The organism is Hydrogenophaga sp. Root209, assembly GCF_001428625.1.
Classification (GTDB): Bacteria; Pseudomonadota; Gammaproteobacteria; order Burkholderiales; family Burkholderiaceae_C; genus Hydrogenophaga.
This window is the reverse complement of record NZ_LMIE01000001.1, coordinates 372,066-386,550: the sequence shown is the minus strand read 5'-3', so window position 1 is coordinate 386,550 and position 14,485 is coordinate 372,066. Positions and strand designations below refer to the sequence as shown.

18 protein-coding genes are annotated in these 14,485 nt (G+C 66.2%); 12 read left to right on the top strand and 6 right to left on the bottom strand.

Annotated elements, in window-relative coordinates; genetic code table 11:
• Positions 1–7 precede the first annotated feature (7 nt).
• Positions 8–418, bottom strand: coding sequence for a hypothetical protein (locus ASE11_RS01915; protein WP_056265022.1), 411 nt, complete (start codon positions 416–418; stop codon positions 8–10).
• A gap of 209 nt (positions 419–627) precedes the next feature.
• Here ASE11_RS01915 and mnmG point away from each other — a divergent pair, with 209 nt between their 5' ends.
• The 6 genes from mnmG (at position 628) to ASE11_RS01885 (ending at position 6,232) form a co-directional block, all read left to right on the top strand.
• On the top strand, positions 628–2,601 hold the full coding sequence (gene mnmG, locus ASE11_RS01910; RefSeq protein ID WP_056265017.1) for a tRNA uridine-5-carboxymethylaminomethyl(34) synthesis enzyme MnmG: 1,974 nt from the start codon (positions 628–630) through the stop codon (positions 2,599–2,601).
• Positions 2,598–3,272, top strand: a complete 675-nt coding sequence (gene rsmG / locus ASE11_RS01905; RefSeq protein ID WP_056265013.1) for a 16S rRNA (guanine(527)-N(7))-methyltransferase RsmG — start codon at positions 2,598–2,600, stop codon at positions 3,270–3,272. The genes mnmG and rsmG overlap by 4 nt, the downstream gene beginning before the upstream one ends.
• A 79-nt stretch (positions 3,273–3,351) precedes the next feature.
• A complete protein-coding gene (locus ASE11_RS01900; protein WP_056265010.1) occupies positions 3,352–3,966 on the top strand; it encodes a LysE family transporter in 615 nt (204 codons plus the stop codon).
• Positions 3,967–3,972: 6 nt separating this feature from the next.
• Positions 3,973–4,743 (top strand): ParA family protein, encoded by a 771-nt coding sequence (locus ASE11_RS01895; RefSeq protein WP_056265005.1) that lies wholly within the window; start codon positions 3,973–3,975, stop codon positions 4,741–4,743.
• A 17-nt stretch (positions 4,744–4,760) separates the two neighbouring features.
• On the top strand, positions 4,761–5,300 hold the full coding sequence (locus ASE11_RS01890; RefSeq protein ID WP_056265640.1) for an RBBP9/YdeN family alpha/beta hydrolase: 540 nt from the start codon (positions 4,761–4,763) through the stop codon (positions 5,298–5,300).
• 17 nt (positions 5,301–5,317) lie between these two features.
• On the top strand, positions 5,318–6,232 hold the full coding sequence (locus ASE11_RS01885) for a ParB/RepB/Spo0J family partition protein (protein WP_056265002.1): 915 nt from the start codon (positions 5,318–5,320) through the stop codon (positions 6,230–6,232).
• A gap of 28 nt (positions 6,233–6,260) precedes the next feature.
• Here ASE11_RS01885 and ASE11_RS01880 read toward each other — a convergent pair whose 3' ends face one another.
• The 3 genes from ASE11_RS01880 to ASE11_RS01870 all read right to left on the bottom strand — a co-directional run bounded on the left by ASE11_RS01880 (position 6,261) and on the right by ASE11_RS01870 (position 8,432).
• Positions 6,261–6,593 (bottom strand): YegP family protein, encoded by a 333-nt coding sequence (locus ASE11_RS01880; protein ID WP_056264997.1) that lies wholly within the window; start codon positions 6,591–6,593, stop codon positions 6,261–6,263.
• 102 nt (positions 6,594–6,695) lie between these two features.
• On the bottom strand, positions 6,696–8,120 hold the full coding sequence (locus tag ASE11_RS01875; RefSeq protein WP_056264994.1) for an FAD-binding oxidoreductase: 1,425 nt from the start codon (positions 8,118–8,120) through the stop codon (positions 6,696–6,698).
• Positions 8,121–8,198: 78 nt separating this feature from the next.
• Positions 8,199–8,432: a hypothetical protein gene (locus ASE11_RS01870; RefSeq protein ID WP_056264991.1), complete on the bottom strand. Its 234-nt coding sequence runs from the start codon at positions 8,430–8,432 to the stop codon at positions 8,199–8,201.
• Between the two features lie 183 nt (positions 8,433–8,615).
• On the opposite strand from ASE11_RS01870, the gene ASE11_RS01865 reads away from it, so the two are divergent.
• The 3 genes from ASE11_RS01865 to ASE11_RS01855 are packed head-to-tail and all read left to right on the top strand — an operon-like array spanning position 8,616 to position 10,106.
• Positions 8,616–9,182 (top strand): cob(I)yrinic acid a,c-diamide adenosyltransferase, encoded by a 567-nt coding sequence (locus tag ASE11_RS01865; RefSeq protein ID WP_056264988.1) that lies wholly within the window; start codon positions 8,616–8,618, stop codon positions 9,180–9,182.
• On the top strand, positions 9,179–9,541 hold the full coding sequence (locus ASE11_RS01860) for a hypothetical protein (RefSeq protein WP_056264986.1): 363 nt from the start codon (positions 9,179–9,181) through the stop codon (positions 9,539–9,541). Before ASE11_RS01865 ends, ASE11_RS01860 begins: the two co-directional genes overlap by 4 nt.
• Before the next feature lie 19 nt (positions 9,542–9,560).
• On the top strand, positions 9,561–10,106 hold the full coding sequence (locus tag ASE11_RS01855; RefSeq protein WP_056264981.1) for a DUF4256 domain-containing protein: 546 nt from the start codon (positions 9,561–9,563) through the stop codon (positions 10,104–10,106).
• Positions 10,107–10,127: 21 nt separating this feature from the next.
• On the opposite strand, the gene ASE11_RS01850 is transcribed toward ASE11_RS01855, so the two are convergent.
• A complete protein-coding gene (locus ASE11_RS01850; protein ID WP_056264973.1) occupies positions 10,128–10,550 on the bottom strand; it encodes a hotdog fold thioesterase in 423 nt (140 codons plus the stop codon).
• A gap of 150 nt (positions 10,551–10,700) precedes the next feature.
• On the opposite strand from ASE11_RS01850, the gene ASE11_RS01845 reads away from it, so the two are divergent.
• Entirely contained in the window at positions 10,701–11,978 is a 1,278-nt protein-coding gene (locus ASE11_RS01845) for an AsmA-like C-terminal region-containing protein (protein WP_056264970.1), read from the top strand.
• A gap of 18 nt (positions 11,979–11,996) precedes the next feature.
• Here ASE11_RS01845 and ASE11_RS01840 read toward each other — a convergent pair whose 3' ends face one another.
• Positions 11,997–13,373, bottom strand: coding sequence for a solute carrier family 23 protein (locus ASE11_RS01840; protein WP_056264967.1), 1,377 nt, complete (start codon positions 13,371–13,373; stop codon positions 11,997–11,999).
• Between the two features lie 194 nt (positions 13,374–13,567).
• On the opposite strand from ASE11_RS01840, the gene ASE11_RS25665 reads away from it, so the two are divergent.
• Positions 13,568–13,990, top strand: a complete 423-nt coding sequence (locus ASE11_RS25665; protein WP_156406194.1) for a hypothetical protein — start codon at positions 13,568–13,570, stop codon at positions 13,988–13,990.
• A gap of 109 nt (positions 13,991–14,099) precedes the next feature.
• Positions 14,100–14,480, top strand: coding sequence for a hypothetical protein (locus tag ASE11_RS01835; protein ID WP_056264964.1), 381 nt, complete (start codon positions 14,100–14,102; stop codon positions 14,478–14,480).
• Positions 14,481–14,485: the final 5 nt, after the last annotated feature.

Sequence of the window (14,485 nt, the reverse complement as noted above, 5' to 3'; positions counted from 1 at the left end):
CCTTCGATCAGAAGACGCTGTTGAAGAATCCGTCGTCCTCGGGCTCAGGGGGTGGTGGAGACGGGGATGCTGCCAGTGCCGGGGCCGGCGAAGGGGCGGGTGCGGGCGGGCAGCGGGTGCTTGACAGTCCCCAAGCGACCTGGAAACGCTCCATGACCAGGTCGCGGCTGAAGGTGACGGTGGTGCGCCGCAAGCTGTAGCCCACACCCACGTCCAGGCCGATCCGGCGGCCGTCGCCGGGGAAGAAGCTCACGCCCGCGGCCAGCACCGGCTTGTTGCGGCGGTCCGAAGACAGAATCTTGAAGGTGACGCTGGTGTCGCCGCCAAAGTTGTGGCTGATGCCGAACATGAAGCCGGCGCCGGCTTGAGCGTTGAAGCAGGCGAGCGCAGCGGAGGCCGCGAGCCAGTGTGTTTTCATGCGAATCCTTCCTGTGGTCTGCCCGGGGAATGGGCTGGCGTTCAGGTTAGGAATTCGCTGGCGTCACCGCCATCCGGGCGTCGCGCTGGTGCCGACGCACCTCCTGCGTTGACCGGATGGCGGGGCAGGGCAGAAAAGGCGCAACGGTGGGACAATCCCGGGTTGCCCGGGGCGCCGGGCTGGCTGCACCCCCGGAAGCGATCACCACCATGTTGTACCCCCAGGAATTTGACGTCATCGTCGTTGGCGGCGGCCACGCCGGCACCGAAGCCGCGCTCGCGGCTGCGCGGATGGGCAGCAAGACGCTGCTGCTGACCCACAACATCGAGACCCTGGGCCAGATGAGCTGCAACCCCAGCATCGGCGGCATCGGCAAGGGCCACCTGGTGAAAGAGGTGGACGCCATGGGCGGCGCCATGGCGCTGGCCACCGACGAAGGCGGCATCCAATTCCGCATCTTGAACAGCTCCAAGGGCCCGGCCGTGCGCGCCACCCGCGCCCAGGCCGACCGCGTGCTCTACAAGGCCGCGATCCGCCGCATGCTGGAGAACCAGCCCAACCTCTGGCTGTTCCAGCAGGCGGTGGACGACCTGATGGTCGAAGGTGACCGCGTGGTGGGCGCCGTGACGCAAGTGGGTATCCGCTTTCGCAGCCGCACCGTGGTGCTGACCGCCGGCACCTTCCTCGACGGCAAGATCCATGTGGGCTTGAACAACTACGCGGCCGGCCGCGCGGGTGACCCACCCGCGGTCTCGCTCTCGGCGCGCCTGAAAGAGCTCAAGCTGCCGCAGGGGCGCCTGAAAACCGGCACGCCGCCGCGCCTGGACGGCCGCAGCATCGATTACAGCCAGTGCACCGAACAGCCCGGCGACGGCGTGCCCGGCGGCATGAATGCCGACAAACCCGTGCCGGTGTTCAGCTTCATGGGCAACACGGCCATGCACCCGCGGCAGGTGCCGTGCTGGATCACGCACACCAACGAGCGCACGCACGACATCATCCGCTCCGGCTTCGACCGCAGCCCCATGTTCACCGGCAAGATCGAGGGCGTGGGCCCGCGCTATTGCCCGAGCGTGGAAGACAAGATCAACCGTTTTGCCGACAAGGACAGCCACCAGATCTTTCTGGAGCCCGAAGGCCTGACCACCCACGAGGTCTACCCCAACGGCATCTCCACCAGCCTGCCGTTCGATATCCAGTACCAACTGGTGCGCAGCATGAAGGGCCTGGAGAACGCGCACATCCTGCGTCCGGGCTACGCCATCGAATACGACTACTTCGACCCGCGCTCGCTCAAGAGCAGCTTCGAGACCAAACAGATCCAGGGCCTGTTCTTCGCGGGCCAGATCAACGGCACCACGGGCTACGAAGAGGCGGCGGCGCAGGGCATGTTCGCCGGCATCAATGCCGCGCTGCAGTGCCGGGGTGAGGACGCCTGGCTGCCGCGCCGCGACGAGGCCTATCTCGGCGTGCTGGTGGACGACCTCATCACCCAGGGCGTGACCGAGCCTTACCGCATGTTCACCAGCCGGGCCGAGTTCCGCCTGCAGCTGCGCGAGGACAACGCCGACATGCGCCTGACCGAAGCGGGTCGTCGCATGGGCCTGGTGGGCGACTCACAGTGGGACGCCTTCTGTCGCAAGCGCGATGCTGTTTCACGTGAAACAGAACGCCTCAAAGCCACCTGGGTGAACCCGCGCAGCTTGCCCGCGGCCGAATCGGAGCGGGTGCTGGGCAAGGCCATCGAACACGAACACAACCTGTTCGACCTGCTGCGCCGCCCCGGTGTGGCCTACGCCGAGCTGGTGGGGCTCGATGCCGGCAAGTACGCGGGCCCCGATGTTTCACGTGAAACACTGGGCGATCTGCTGGAGCCGGTGGTGGAGCAGGTGGAAATTGCGGCCAAGTACTCGGGCTACATCGACCGCCAGAAGAACGAAGTGGAGCGGGCCTCGCACTTCGAGGGCTTGAAGCTGCCGAGCGATCTGGACTATCTGCAGGTGACGGCCTTGTCGTTCGAGGCGCGGCAGAAGCTGGCCAAACACCGGCCCGAGACGCTGGGTCAGGCTTCGCGGATTTCGGGCATCACCCCCGCGAGCATCTCTCTGCTGCTGATCCATTTGAAGAAGGGTGGCTTCAAGGGTTTTGCCACCTTGCCCGTGGCGGCGGATCTGGAAGCATGAGCGATTTGAGGACCACCCTGCAGGCCGGCCTGCAGTCGCTCCAGCTCGCGCTCGACGCGCGCCAGGTCGACCTGTTGCTTGACTACCTGGGCCTGCTCCAGAAATGGAACAAGGTCTACAACCTCACGGCCGTGCGCTTGCCCGAAGAGATGATGACCCACCACCTGCTGGACAGCCTGGCGGCCATCAAGCCTTTGCTTCAACAGGTGGGCGATCGGTCGGTCAGGCTGCTCGACGTGGGCTCCGGCGGCGGCTTGCCCGGCGTGGTGATCGCCATTGCCTGCCCACAGATGGACGTGACCTGCGTGGACACGGTGGCCAAAAAGGCAGCCTTCATCCAGCAGGCGGCCGCCACCCTGAAGTTGCCCAACCTGCGCGGGCTGCACGCCCGGGTGGAGAGTCTCAACGCCCTGTCGGGGCAGGGCTTTGACGTCGTGTGCTCGCGGGCCTTCGCCTCGCTGGTCGACTTCACCAACTGGTCACAAGGCGCGCTCATGCCCGGTGGCATCTGGATGGCCATGAAGGGAAAACACCCTGGCGACGAGCTCGCCACACTGGCGTCCGAAGCCGGGAGGGTGGATGTGTTTCACGTGGAACAGCTCCAGGTGCCCGGGCTGGACGCCGAGCGTTGCATCGTCTGGATGCGCCCAGGGCCCATGGCTGTGGCCTGAGCAACACGGCGCGCCGATCGCCGCCGTGACTCCAAAACCCTTCACGTAAACTCGACCCTCCACTTCCCGGGGGTTCTCCATGTTCGGCATTGCAGACTACGGCGCTTTCGTCGCCGCCATCGTCGTGTTCCTGCTCATTCCCGGACCGGGCAATCTGGCGCTGGTCACCTCCACGGGCAAGGGCGGCATTTCAGGCGGGCTGGCTGCCACCCTGGGCGTGATCGCCGGTGATCAGGTGCTGATGTGGCTGGCCGTGGCCGGTGTGGCGGCCTTGCTGGCGGCCTACCCGGCGGCCTTCAGCGCCGTGCAGTGGCTGGGCGCCGCCTACCTGGCCTGGTTGGGATTCAGGATGCTCACCGCCAAGCCCGGCGGCGCACCCATCCTCAACATCCGCCCGCGCCAGTATTTCCAGCAAGCCCTCGTCATCACCCTGCTCAACCCCAAGGCCATCGTGTTCTACATGGCCTTCTTCCCGCTGTTCGTGGACCCGGCCCGCCACCAGGGTCTGGTCACCTTCGGCGCTATGGCCGCCACCATCGCAGTGCTCACCTTCGCCTACGGCCTGGCGGTGACCCTGCTCACCCACTTTCTGGCCGAGCGCATGCGCGCCAACCCGATCATCGGCCGGGTGCTGGAGAAGGTCGCGGGCGTCTTCCTCATCGGCTTCGGCATCAAGCTGGCCATTTCAAAGTAAGCACGCATGGCCAAGATCTTTTGTGTGGCGAATCAGAAGGGCGGCGTCGGCAAGACCACCACCACGGTGAATCTGGCCGCCGGCCTGGCCAAAGTGGGCCAGCGTGTGTTGATGGTCGACCTCGACCCGCAGGGCAACGCCACCATGGGCTCGGGCGTGGACAAGCGGCAAATGGCGCTGTCGGTGTACGACGTGCTGCTGGAGTCGGCCTCGGTGGCCGAGGCGGCGGTGTTCTCGGAGAAGTGCGGCTACCACGTGCTCGGCGCCAACCGCGAGCTGGCGGGCGCCGAGGTCGAGCTGGTGGAGGTCGAGCGGCGCGAGAAGCGCCTGAAGACCGCGTTGGCCGAGGTGCTGGACAGCTACGACTTCGTGCTGATCGATTGCCCGCCATCCTTGAGCATGCTCACGCTCAACGGCCTGTGCGCCGCCCACGGGGTGATCGTGCCCATGCAGTGCGAGTACTTCGCGCTCGAGGGCCTGACCGATCTGGTCAACACCATCAAGCAGGTGCACGCCAACCTGAACAAGGACCTGGCCATCATCGGCCTGCTGCGCGTCATGTTCGACCCGCGCATCACCCTGCAGCAACAGGTGAGCGACCAGCTCAAGGCCCACTTCGGAGACAAGGTGTTCGACACCGTGATCCCGCGCAACGTGCGCCTGGCCGAAGCGCCGAGCTATGGCCTCCCCGGCGTCATCTTTGATCCAGCCGCCCGGGGCAGCCAGGCCTTTGTGGCCTTCGCGTCCGAGATGGTGGCGCGCATCGGCAAGCTCTGAACTCCAGGTTGTTTCACGTGAAACCTCAGAACGTCCTTACCCTTCCCGGCTGGCAGAACAGCGGCCCCGACCACTGGCAAAGCCTTTGGGAAAACAGCCATGGTTACCGACGGGTGGACCAGCACGACTGGATGCAACCGCGCCGTGGTGACTGGATCGCCCAGCTGGAAGAAGTGCTGTTCACCTGCGACGAACCCGCCGTGCTCGTGGCGCACAGCCTGGGCTGCCTGCACGCCGCGGCGTGGGCCGCGCATTCACAGAACACGGCGCGCGTGAAAGCGGCGCTGCTGGTCGCGCCAGGGGACGCCGAGCGGGAGGAAATGCGCCCCGTGCTGCCCAGTTGGTCGCCCATTCCCATGCAGCGCTTGCCGTTCCCCAGCGTGCTGGTGGGCAGCCGCAACGACCCGTACTGCAGTTTCGAGCGTGCGCAGGCCTTGGCCATGGCTTGGGGTTCGCGCTTTGTGGACCTGGGCGAGGCCGGCCACATCAACGCCGAGTCCGGCCTGGGCGACTGGCCTGCCGGGCACGCGGTGCTCGCCGAACTCATGAACCTCTGACTTTCGAAAGACGACCCATGGTCACCAAAAAACCCAAGGGCCTCGGCCGTGGACTCGAAGCCCTGCTGGGCCCCAAGGTGGTGGACAGCGCGCCGGCGGACACCGGCAGCTTGCCGTCAAGCCTGCTTCTCACCGAGCTGGTGGCGGGCCAGTACCAGCCGCGCACCCGCATGGACGAGGGCGCGCTGTACGAACTGGCCGAGAGCATCAAGGTCCAGGGTGTGATGCAGCCAATCCTGGTGCGCCAGCTGGCCGCCGGCCCGAACGCCGGCAAATTTGAGATCATTGCCGGCGAGCGCCGCTTCCGCGCGTCGAAGCTGGCGGGGCTGGACAGCGTGCCGGTGCTGGTGCGAGACGTACCCGACGAGTCGGCCGCGGCCATGGCCCTGATCGAGAACATCCAGCGCGAAGACCTGAACCCGCTGGAGGAAGCCCACGGCCTGCAACGCCTGGTGAAGGAGTTTGGGCTCACTCACGAACAAGCCGCCCAGGCTGTGGGCCGCTCGCGCAGCGCCGCCAGCAACCTGTTGCGCCTGCTGCAACTCGCCGATCCGGTGCAGACCATGCTGATGGCCGGCGACCTGGACATGGGCCACGCGCGCGCCTTGCTGGCGCTGGACAAAGCCACCCAGATCACCGCCGGCAACCAGATCGCGGCGAAAAAGATGTCGGTGCGCGAGGCCGAGAGCCTGGTGAAGAAGCTGGGCGCCGAATTCGCGCTGTCGCCGCAAAAGCTCAAGAAAGACAAGTCGCGCGACATCCGCCGCGTGGAAGAAGAGCTGGCCGACCTGCTGATGGCCGAGGTGGAGGTGCGTGTGAAAAAGCGCGTCAAGCGGCACGGCCGCATCGAAGAGATGGGCGAGATCGCCATCCAGTTCGGATCGCTGGACGCCCTCAACGGGCTGATCGACAAGCTGCGCGGCGGACATTGAGCGATCGGGCAATCGTCCGATCGGCCCCTCATGCCTCGTTCTTGACCGCCGTGGTCGGCCCATTCGTGCGCACCGACTCCATGCCGGCGCGTCGGGCGGCCGCTGTTTTGTACATCTGGCTGGTGCCGATGATCTGGTGGTTGGCGGCCTTGAGGTTGAAATAGAACCGGCCATCCGACGCGTCGCTGTGCGTGTAGGCTGAATCAACCGGGCTGTTCTTCTGGACCGACGCGATCCCGTTGTCCGCGGCCGCGCGCGACTCGTAGAGCTCGCTGCGCAAAACGACCTCGCCGTTCGCCGCCTTCAGGACAAACGAATACTGACCCTTGTCGTTCTTTTTCATTTCGTACCAACCCGCCATGTGACCTCCGTACCGTGGTGAAAAGAGAGGGCCATCGTACCCAGGCCAGGGCGGCTGTGCGGCCTTTGATGCCGCAGGCGCGGCACCGCAGGCGGTGCCCGTTCACATCGAGAAGATCTTCCCCGGATTCATGATGTTGTCCGGGTCGAGGGCGCGCTTGATGGTGCGCATCATGTCCACCGCGCCGCTGCCGGCTTCGGTGAGCAGAAACGCCATCTTGTGCAGGCCCACACCGTGCTCGCCGGTGCAGGTGCCCTCCAGGCTCAGCGCGCGCGCCACCAGCTTGTGGTTGAGCTCTTCGGCCAGCGTGTGTTCTTCCGGCTTGGTCGGGTCGATCAGGTAGCCGAAGTGAAAATTGCCGTCGCCCACGTGGCCGACCAGGAAGTAGGGCAGGCCGGCCGCGTCGGCCTCGGTCACCGAGTCCAGCAGGCAGTCGGCCAGGCGGCTGATGGGCACACAGGTGTCGGTGCTGATCGCGCGGCAGCCGGGCTTGCTCTGGATGGCGGCGAAATACGCGTTGTGCCGCGCGGTCCACAGGCGGGTGCGTTCTTCGGGGGTGACGGCCCATTCGAAGGCCTGGCCACCGAAGTCGGCCGCGATCTCCTGCACCGTCTCGGCCTGCTCCTTCACGCTCGCGGGAGAGCCGTGGAACTCCATGAGCAGCATGTTTTCTTCACGCAGGCCGAGCTTGCTGTGCGCGTTGACCATGCGCACGGTGTTGTGGTCGATCAGCTCGCAGCGCGCAATCGGCACGCCGAGCTGGATCACCTGGATCACGGTGCGCACGGCGGCCTCGATGGTGGGGAACGAGCAGGTCGCGGCCGAGATCGCCTCGGGCAGCGGGTAGAGCTTGAGCGTGACCTCGGTGATCACGCCCAGCGTGCCTTCGCTGCCCACCATCAGGCGCGTGAGGTCGTAGCCCGCGCTGCTCTTCTTGGCGCGCGTGCCGGTGCGGATCACTTCCCCGCTGGCGGTGACCACCTCGAGCGCCAGCACGTTCTCGCGCATGGTGCCGTAGCGCACCGCGTTCGTGCCGCTGGCGCGCGTGGCGGCCATGCCGCCGATGGACGCGTCGGCACCGGGGTCGATCGGAAAGAACAGGCCTTCACTCTTCACCGCTTCGTTGACCGCCTTGCGCGTCACGCCCGGCTGCACCGTCACGGTCAGGTCTTCGGCGTTGATGGCGAGCACCTCGTTCATGCGGCTCACGTCGATGCTGATGCCGCCCTGCACCGCGAGCAGGTGGCCTTCGAGCGACGAACCCACGCCGAACGGAATCACCGGTACGCGGTGCGCCGCGGCCAGCTTCACCGCGTCGGCCACGTCTTGTGTGTTCTGGGCAAACACCACCGCGGCCGGCGGCGGCACCTCGTACACCGACTCGTCGCGGCCGTGCTGCTCGCGCACCACCAGGGCGGTGGAATACTGCGAGCCAAAGCGCGCCTGCAGGGCCGCGAGCAGTTCGGGTGGCACCACGCGCTGGAGGACTTGCGGGGCCAGGTGGCTGTGGGCGGTGGGGGCGTTCATGGGCGGTCTCCAGGCTGTTTTTGTGCAGCCGGCCAGTTTAAGCCCGCAGCCCCCGGGCGTGGTGTCTTGCGGACGTGCTCAGCTGCGGGCTTTCCCGGCCTGCAGCAGGGCCGGTGGGGTGCGATGGACCCGCGTGGCGCCGTCGGAGGTGGTGTTGCCCGAGGCGCCCGTCTGGCTGCTGGTTTGCCCGGTGATGCGGGCTGCGTGGGCCGGCGGCGCGCTCGCCATGCCGGCCAGCCCCAGGGTGCAGGCGGCGATCAATTGCACGCTGCGGGCTTCGAAGTCGGCGAGTCGTTGTCGGCGTTGCGTCATCGGTGTCTCCTGAGAGGTGGAACAGGGGTTCATTACCGCCCGTCTCCGCGCTTGGCGCCAGCGCTTTTGCTTGCGGTTGCCTGCTGGACAACTCGCTTGCCTCAGACACATTTCCCTTCACGTCGTTACGCCAGGTCAAAGTTGCACAATCCAGCAACACCCATTCAAATTCAAGGACCCCCCATGGGCAACCGCCTCACCCAGATCGCCACCCGCACCGGCGACGCCGGCACCACCGGGCTGGGCGACAACACCCGCGTCTCCAAGGATCACCTGCGCGTGCACGCCATGGGCGACGTGGACGAACTCAACTCCCACATCGGCGTGCTGCTCTGCGAAGAGATGGCGCCCGACGTGCGCACCCTGCTGGTGGAGATCCAGCACCAGCTCTTCAACCTGGGCGGCGAGCTGTCCATCCCCGGCTTTGAGTTGCTCAAACCCGAGGCCGTGCTCGCGCTGGACGAAGCCCTGGCCACCTACAACGAAACCCTGCCGCGTCTGCAGGAGTTCATCTTGCCCGCCGGCACCCGCGCGGCCAGCCAGGCCCACGTGTGCCGCACCGTGGCGCGCCGCGCCGAGCGCGCGGTGGTGGCCCTGGGCAACGAAGAAGCCTTGAAGGACACACCGCGTCAGTACCTCAACCGCCTGAGCGATTTGATGTTTGTGCTGGCGCGCGTGCTCAACCGCATGAACGGCGGCGACGACGTGTACTGGAAAAGCGAGCGCATGGCCCAGGGCGCAGCCGAATGAAAGCAGCGCTGATCACGGTGGCCTGCATGGCTGCCGCGCTGTCGTCCACCGCCTCGGCGCAAACCAAACCGCCAGTCAAACCCGCCGCCAAGACCACCGAAGTGACGCTGGTCTGCGAAGCGGTCTACATGCCCGCGCGCACCACCTGGACCCGCACGGTGAGCATCGGCTACGACAAGAAGCGCGTGCGCTCGGTGAAGATCGACGGCGTGCCGGTCTACACCTTCGCGATCCAGGAGACGCTGATCCTCACGGCGGTGGACAACGAACGCATCCAGATCGACACGGCGGCGCAGACCTGGAGCAGTGACTTCCGGGGGCAGGCCACGGCGCAGGGGCGGTGCGAGCGGACCTCGTGAACCTCATGGGAGGCGCAAGATGAAAGCACAGGAACGGGACCACCTGCTGGCGCTGCTCATGCGTCGCTTCGAGCAGAACGCGGATCGCCACAAGGGGGTCACCTGGGCGAACGTGCTTGCCAGGATCGACGCGTCCGCCGCGGCGTTGAAGGCGCTGGCCCGGATGGAGGCCTCGGGCGGTGAGCCCGACGTGATCGGTCAGGACAAGGCCACGGGGCAGATCATCTTCTGTGATTGCGCCGCCGAGAGCCCTCTGGGGCGCCGCAGTCTTTGTTACGACGGCGAGGCGTTGAACGCGCGAAAAGAGAACAAGCCGCCCGGCAGCGCGGTCCAGATGGCCGCGGACATGGGCGTCGAACTGCTGTCGGAAGAACAGTACCGAATGCTGCAGCAGCTGGGCGAGTTCGACACCAAGACCTCCAGCTGGATAGCAACGCCCGAGGACGTCCGCTCACTCGGCGGGGCACTCTTCAGCGATCGACGCTATGGCCGGGTGTTCACGTACCACAACGGGGCCCAGTCGTATTACGCGGCGCGGGGCTTTCGCGCGCTGCTTCGCGTGTGACCCCGGGCTTGCTCAAGCCCCTCACCTCGGCGCCAACACCGCCATCGTGATCCGTGACACGCAGGTCAGCTCGCCCGCGTCGTTGGTCATGTCGATCTGCCACACCTGCGTGGTGCGTCCAATGTGCACCGGGCGGGTGATGCCGGTCACCCAGCCGCTGGTGGCGCCCTTCAGGTGGTTGGCATTGATGTCCAGGCCCACGGCGCGGTGGCCCTCGGGGCAGCTGTAGGCCGCGCCGCACGAGCCCAGGGTTTCGGCCAGCACCACGCTCACGCCGCCGTGCAGCAGGCCGTAGGGTTGTTTGGTGCGTGTGTCCACCGGCACGCGGGCGCGGATGAAATCGTCGCCGACCTCCAGGAACTCCACGCCGAGGTGCTGCACGGCGGTGTCCTTGTGGATGGTGGTGAGTTCTTCGATGGAGATGGGTTTTTTCCAGATGGGCAAGGTCGGACTCCTGTCGTTGTAGGCGCCACTATACGGAGACGCCCGAGACCCGCGCGGAACGCGCGCCAGGTGCCGTCATGCAGATGCGGCAAATGCTGACAGACGGGAGCGCCGCTTGCCCCCAAGATGTGCTGTGGAGCACACCCAACCATGACACGCACACGCCGCTGGGCCGTTGCATCAGCCGCCATGGTGGGGCTGCTGGCCGCCGCATGGCTGGTGGTGTGGGCGCTCGTGCCCAGCGACGATGAGCTCGCGCGGCGCGTGGAGGCGGAGTTCGAGGCGCGACTGGGCCAGAAACTCGTGGTCGGCGCCGTGCACTGGCGGGTGCTCGGCCTGCCCATGGTCGAGGTGCGGGACGCGCGCACGCAGCAGCCCGAAGCCATTCGCGTTCGCCGCGTCACGATCTACCCCGAACTGCTGCCCTTGCTGCGCAAGCGTTTCGTCATCACCCGCCTGCAGATCGATGGCGCCGTGGTGCCGCGCAGTGCCCTGGCGGCCTACCGAGACAAAGTGCAGGACGGGTTGGGCTCGCTGGTCCTGCGCGCCTTGGCGTTCACGGACACGACCTACATCAATTACAGCGGCGTACCTGTGGTCTATGAGGGCGAGGTCCGGTTTGACGAGGACCGCCTGCCGCAACGGGTGCAGCTGCGCCGCCCAGGCGTGAAACCGCCCGCCTCGCTGGACGCCACGCGCGACGGCAAGACCGGGAGCGGCGCAGACCTTTACCAGATGCGCCTGCAGGGTGCCGGCGGATCGGCGAACGGGCAGGCGCGCCTGGCCTCGTCGGCCGGGGGCCGCATGGTGTTCACGGGCGAACTCGCGCCGCGCAACGTGGAGGTGAGTGCGCTGCTGGAGACCTTCCATCGCCGCTCGCCCGTGAGCGGACTTGCGTCCGGCCAGACCGAGCTGCGCGCGCAAGGCGACACCGTGAGCGAGCTGTTCCGCTCCCTGCGCACGCACAGCGTGTTCCAGGTGGAGCGCGCGAAGATCCTGCGCTTCGATTTGGAGAAGGCGATCAAGTCCGTCGGCAAGGAGCGCGAGGGAGAGACCCCGCTGGACAGCCTCTCCGGCGTCGTGGAGACGCAGAACACCGAGCATGGCCTGAAGGCCGAGTTCACCGGCGTCAAAGCCGTGGCGGGCCCTTACGCCGGCACCGGCCGGGCCACGGTGTACCGCCGGCAGATCAACGCCCAGGGCACGCTTGAATTGGGCGGCGGGGTGCTCGAGGTGCCGTTCTCGCTGCATGGGCCGACCCGCAAGCCCGAGTTTGAAATGGCCTGGGGCACCCTGGCGGGCGCCGCCGTCGGCACCGCGGTGTTGCCGGGCATCGGCACGGTGCTGGGCGCCAAGATCGGCGGCATGCTCAACGCGCCGCCGGAGCCACCCGACAAGCCCGCGCCGGTCCGGCCGCCCCGGCGGTGAACGCGGGCGCTGTGTCCGTCAGGCTGCGGGGCGGGTTTGCGGCGCCGCGCCGCGGTTGAGCAACCAATAGAGAAAGATCGCGCCGAAGGTGGCGGTGCCGATGCCACCCAGGCCGAACTGGCCGAACTTCAGCGTGTATTCGCCGGTGCCCAGAATGATCGGGATGGCGGCCACCAGCAGGTTCTTGTTGTCCGAGAAGTCGACCTTGTTGTCGACCCAGATCTTGGCGCCGGCGATCGCGATGAGGCCGAACACCACGATGGACACACCGCCCATCACGGCCAGCGGAATCGCCTGGATCAGCGCGCCGAACTTCGGGCTGAAGCCCAGCACGATGGCGATGATTGCTGCCACCACAAACATGGCGGTGGAGTAGATCTTGGTGGCGGCCATCACGCCGATGTTCTCGGCGTAGGTGGTCACGCCCGTGCCACCCGCCGCGCCGCTGACCATGGTGGCCACGCCGTCGCCAATGAAGGCCTTGCCCAGGTAGGGATTCAAGTCACGCCCGGTCATGGCGCTCACGGCCTTGATGTGGCCCAGGTTCTCGGCCACCAGGATCAGCGCCACCGGCGCGATCAGCAAGATGGCCTGCGCCTCAAACACCGGCGCGGCAAACGTCGGCAGGCCGAACCACGCGGCGTTGGCGATGCCCGAGACGTCGATGGGTTTGCCCAGGCCCAGGCCGTTGGTGAGCACGGCGTAGATCACGCTGGCCACGATGAGGCCGACCAGGATCAGCAGACGCTGCGTCATGCCGCGCGCGTACACGGCCACCAGCGCCACGCTGATGAAGGTGATGGCCTGCATCCAGGCGTCGAACCCGGTGGGCGCCATGTTCTTGATCGGGATGGCCGCGAGGTTCAGGCCGATCACGGCCACCACGGTGCCGGTGACCACTGGGGGCATCAGGCGCTCGATCCAGTGCACCGCCGCGCCTTCGTCCACTTCGTCCACCTCCATGCCGGCCATGGGCGTGGTCTTGTGGTGCTTCACGTTGGTGGCGTGCACGATGACGCCGATGACGGTGTAGACCAGGCCGCAGATGATGATGCCGCCCAGTGCCACGCCCAGGTTGGCGTTGAGGCCGGGCCCGGCGTAGCCGCTGGCGGCGATCACCACGCCGATGAAGGCGAAGCTGGAGCCGAGGTAACTCGGCACCTTGCCGCCGGTGATGAAGAAGAAGATGAGCGTGCCGATGCCGCTCATGAGGATGGCCACGTTGGGGTTGAAGCCCATGAGCAGCGGCGCCAGCACCGTCGCACCAAACATGGCGATGACGTGTTGCACACCCATCATGGTGGTCTGCGGCCAGGGCAGGCGCTCGTCGGGGGCGATCACGCCGCCGTTGTCGAGCGTGGTGGATGTCTTCTCTGTCCAGTTGAACAGGCCCATCGGGTGGTCTCCTTGGTGGTTGTCGAGGCCGGCCGCACCGGCTGGCAGGCATTGTGCCGGCAAAACCGTTGCGCGCGGGCCGGGCGCTACCGGCACCGCGGACCGCCGACCGCGCGCATCGATGCCGCGACTTTGTTCAACGACTGAGATTGTGGGTATCCTGCGTTTTGTCGTTTAAACCAAAGTTAGGCGTCATGAGCGAGTCCGAGTTCGTTGAGCTGATCGACTGTCGGTTTCCGTACGGCAAGCCGTTAGAGTGGCACCGTCTATCTGCATGTGCAGCTCGTCTTTCTCCAAACGCGGCGTTCATGGTCATCCACGAGGCTTGCCGCCCGCCGCGCGATACGGTCCTTGCTTCGGTCGAGGCACAGGCCATCGTTCGGCATGTTCGGCGCAGGTTCCGCCACCCGCTTTACCGCGTCGCCGAGCCTGCTATACGGGCACACATCTCTGGGAGAGCTCTGAGTCAGTCCAAGGCTGTGCGCCTCATGCGCAAGGTCGCCGAATATCCAAATCAGTACAACGCTTTGGCAATCTGCTACCTGAGTGCCAACGACCGCACGGGTGTTCTCGACAGCACGTACAAGCAGGTTGTTTCTTCATGGTCAAACTCGTAGTGCTTGCGCTGTTGAGGAATAACCCATCCATCGAGCGGACGGCTTCCAGCTGCTTCACACGTTTCCACCCGCCGCTCATGTCAAGCGTTAGAGATCATTGGAGACATCGATGAGCCCTGAGATAACGGCTGGACTTTTTGGCTTGTTGGGCGTCCTTGTCGGCGGCCTGCTTTCCTGGTGGCTGCAGAAGGATCGTGCATCCACCGATCTGCAGATTGCGTTGGAGTCCATCAAGACCGAACACATGGCGGAAAAGACGGTTCAGTACTACCTGAGCCACAAGGGCTACACCGACCGTTCCTTTGATCTTCTGAGAAAGCGCCTGGGTGGTTTCGACGATGACGAGCTTCGACGGATTCTCGTTCGTGCCGGCGCGGTGCGCTACATCAGAGACGATGGTTCCGAATGGTGGCAACTGCTGTCTCGCTCGGCAGAGGCCTGGGACAAATCCCGCGCCAAAGCGCCCGGAACGGACAACGACGACCTCTGACCATC

Bases quoted from the DNA above. Each gene is read 5' to 3' on its own strand.
- ASE11_RS01895 (WP_056265005.1), top strand. From the start codon at position 3,973: ATGGCCAAGATCTTTTGTGTGGCGAATCAGAAGGGCGGCGTCGGCAAG.
- ASE11_RS01840 (WP_056264967.1), bottom strand. From the start codon at position 13,373: ATGGGCCTGTTCAACTGGACAGAGAAGACATCCACCACGCTCGACAAC.
- rsmG (WP_056265013.1), top strand. From the start codon at position 2,598: ATGAGCGATTTGAGGACCACCCTGCAGGCCGGCCTGCAGTCGCTCCAG.
- ASE11_RS01885 (WP_056265002.1), top strand. From the start codon at position 5,318: ATGGTCACCAAAAAACCCAAGGGCCTCGGCCGTGGACTCGAAGCCCTG.
- ASE11_RS01875 (WP_056264994.1), bottom strand. From the start codon at position 8,120: ATGAACGCCCCCACCGCCCACAGCCACCTGGCCCCGCAAGTCCTCCAG.
- ASE11_RS25665 (WP_156406194.1), top strand. From the start codon at position 13,568: ATGAGCGAGTCCGAGTTCGTTGAGCTGATCGACTGTCGGTTTCCGTAC.
- ASE11_RS01860 (WP_056264986.1), top strand. From the start codon at position 9,179: ATGAAAGCAGCGCTGATCACGGTGGCCTGCATGGCTGCCGCGCTGTCG.
- ASE11_RS01915 (WP_056265022.1), bottom strand. From the start codon at position 418: ATGAAAACACACTGGCTCGCGGCCTCCGCTGCGCTCGCCTGCTTCAAC.
- ASE11_RS01870 (WP_056264991.1), bottom strand. From the start codon at position 8,432: ATGACGCAACGCCGACAACGACTCGCCGACTTCGAAGCCCGCAGCGTG.
- mnmG (WP_056265017.1), top strand. From the start codon at position 628: ATGTTGTACCCCCAGGAATTTGACGTCATCGTCGTTGGCGGCGGCCAC.
- ASE11_RS01880 (WP_056264997.1), bottom strand. From the start codon at position 6,593: ATGGCGGGTTGGTACGAAATGAAAAAGAACGACAAGGGTCAGTATTCG.
- ASE11_RS01900 (WP_056265010.1), top strand. From the start codon at position 3,352: ATGTTCGGCATTGCAGACTACGGCGCTTTCGTCGCCGCCATCGTCGTG.
- ASE11_RS01865 (WP_056264988.1), top strand. From the start codon at position 8,616: ATGGGCAACCGCCTCACCCAGATCGCCACCCGCACCGGCGACGCCGGC.
- ASE11_RS01835 (WP_056264964.1), top strand. From the start codon at position 14,100: ATGAGCCCTGAGATAACGGCTGGACTTTTTGGCTTGTTGGGCGTCCTT.
- ASE11_RS01855 (WP_056264981.1), top strand. From the start codon at position 9,561: ATGAAAGCACAGGAACGGGACCACCTGCTGGCGCTGCTCATGCGTCGC.
- ASE11_RS01845 (WP_056264970.1), top strand. From the start codon at position 10,701: ATGACACGCACACGCCGCTGGGCCGTTGCATCAGCCGCCATGGTGGGG.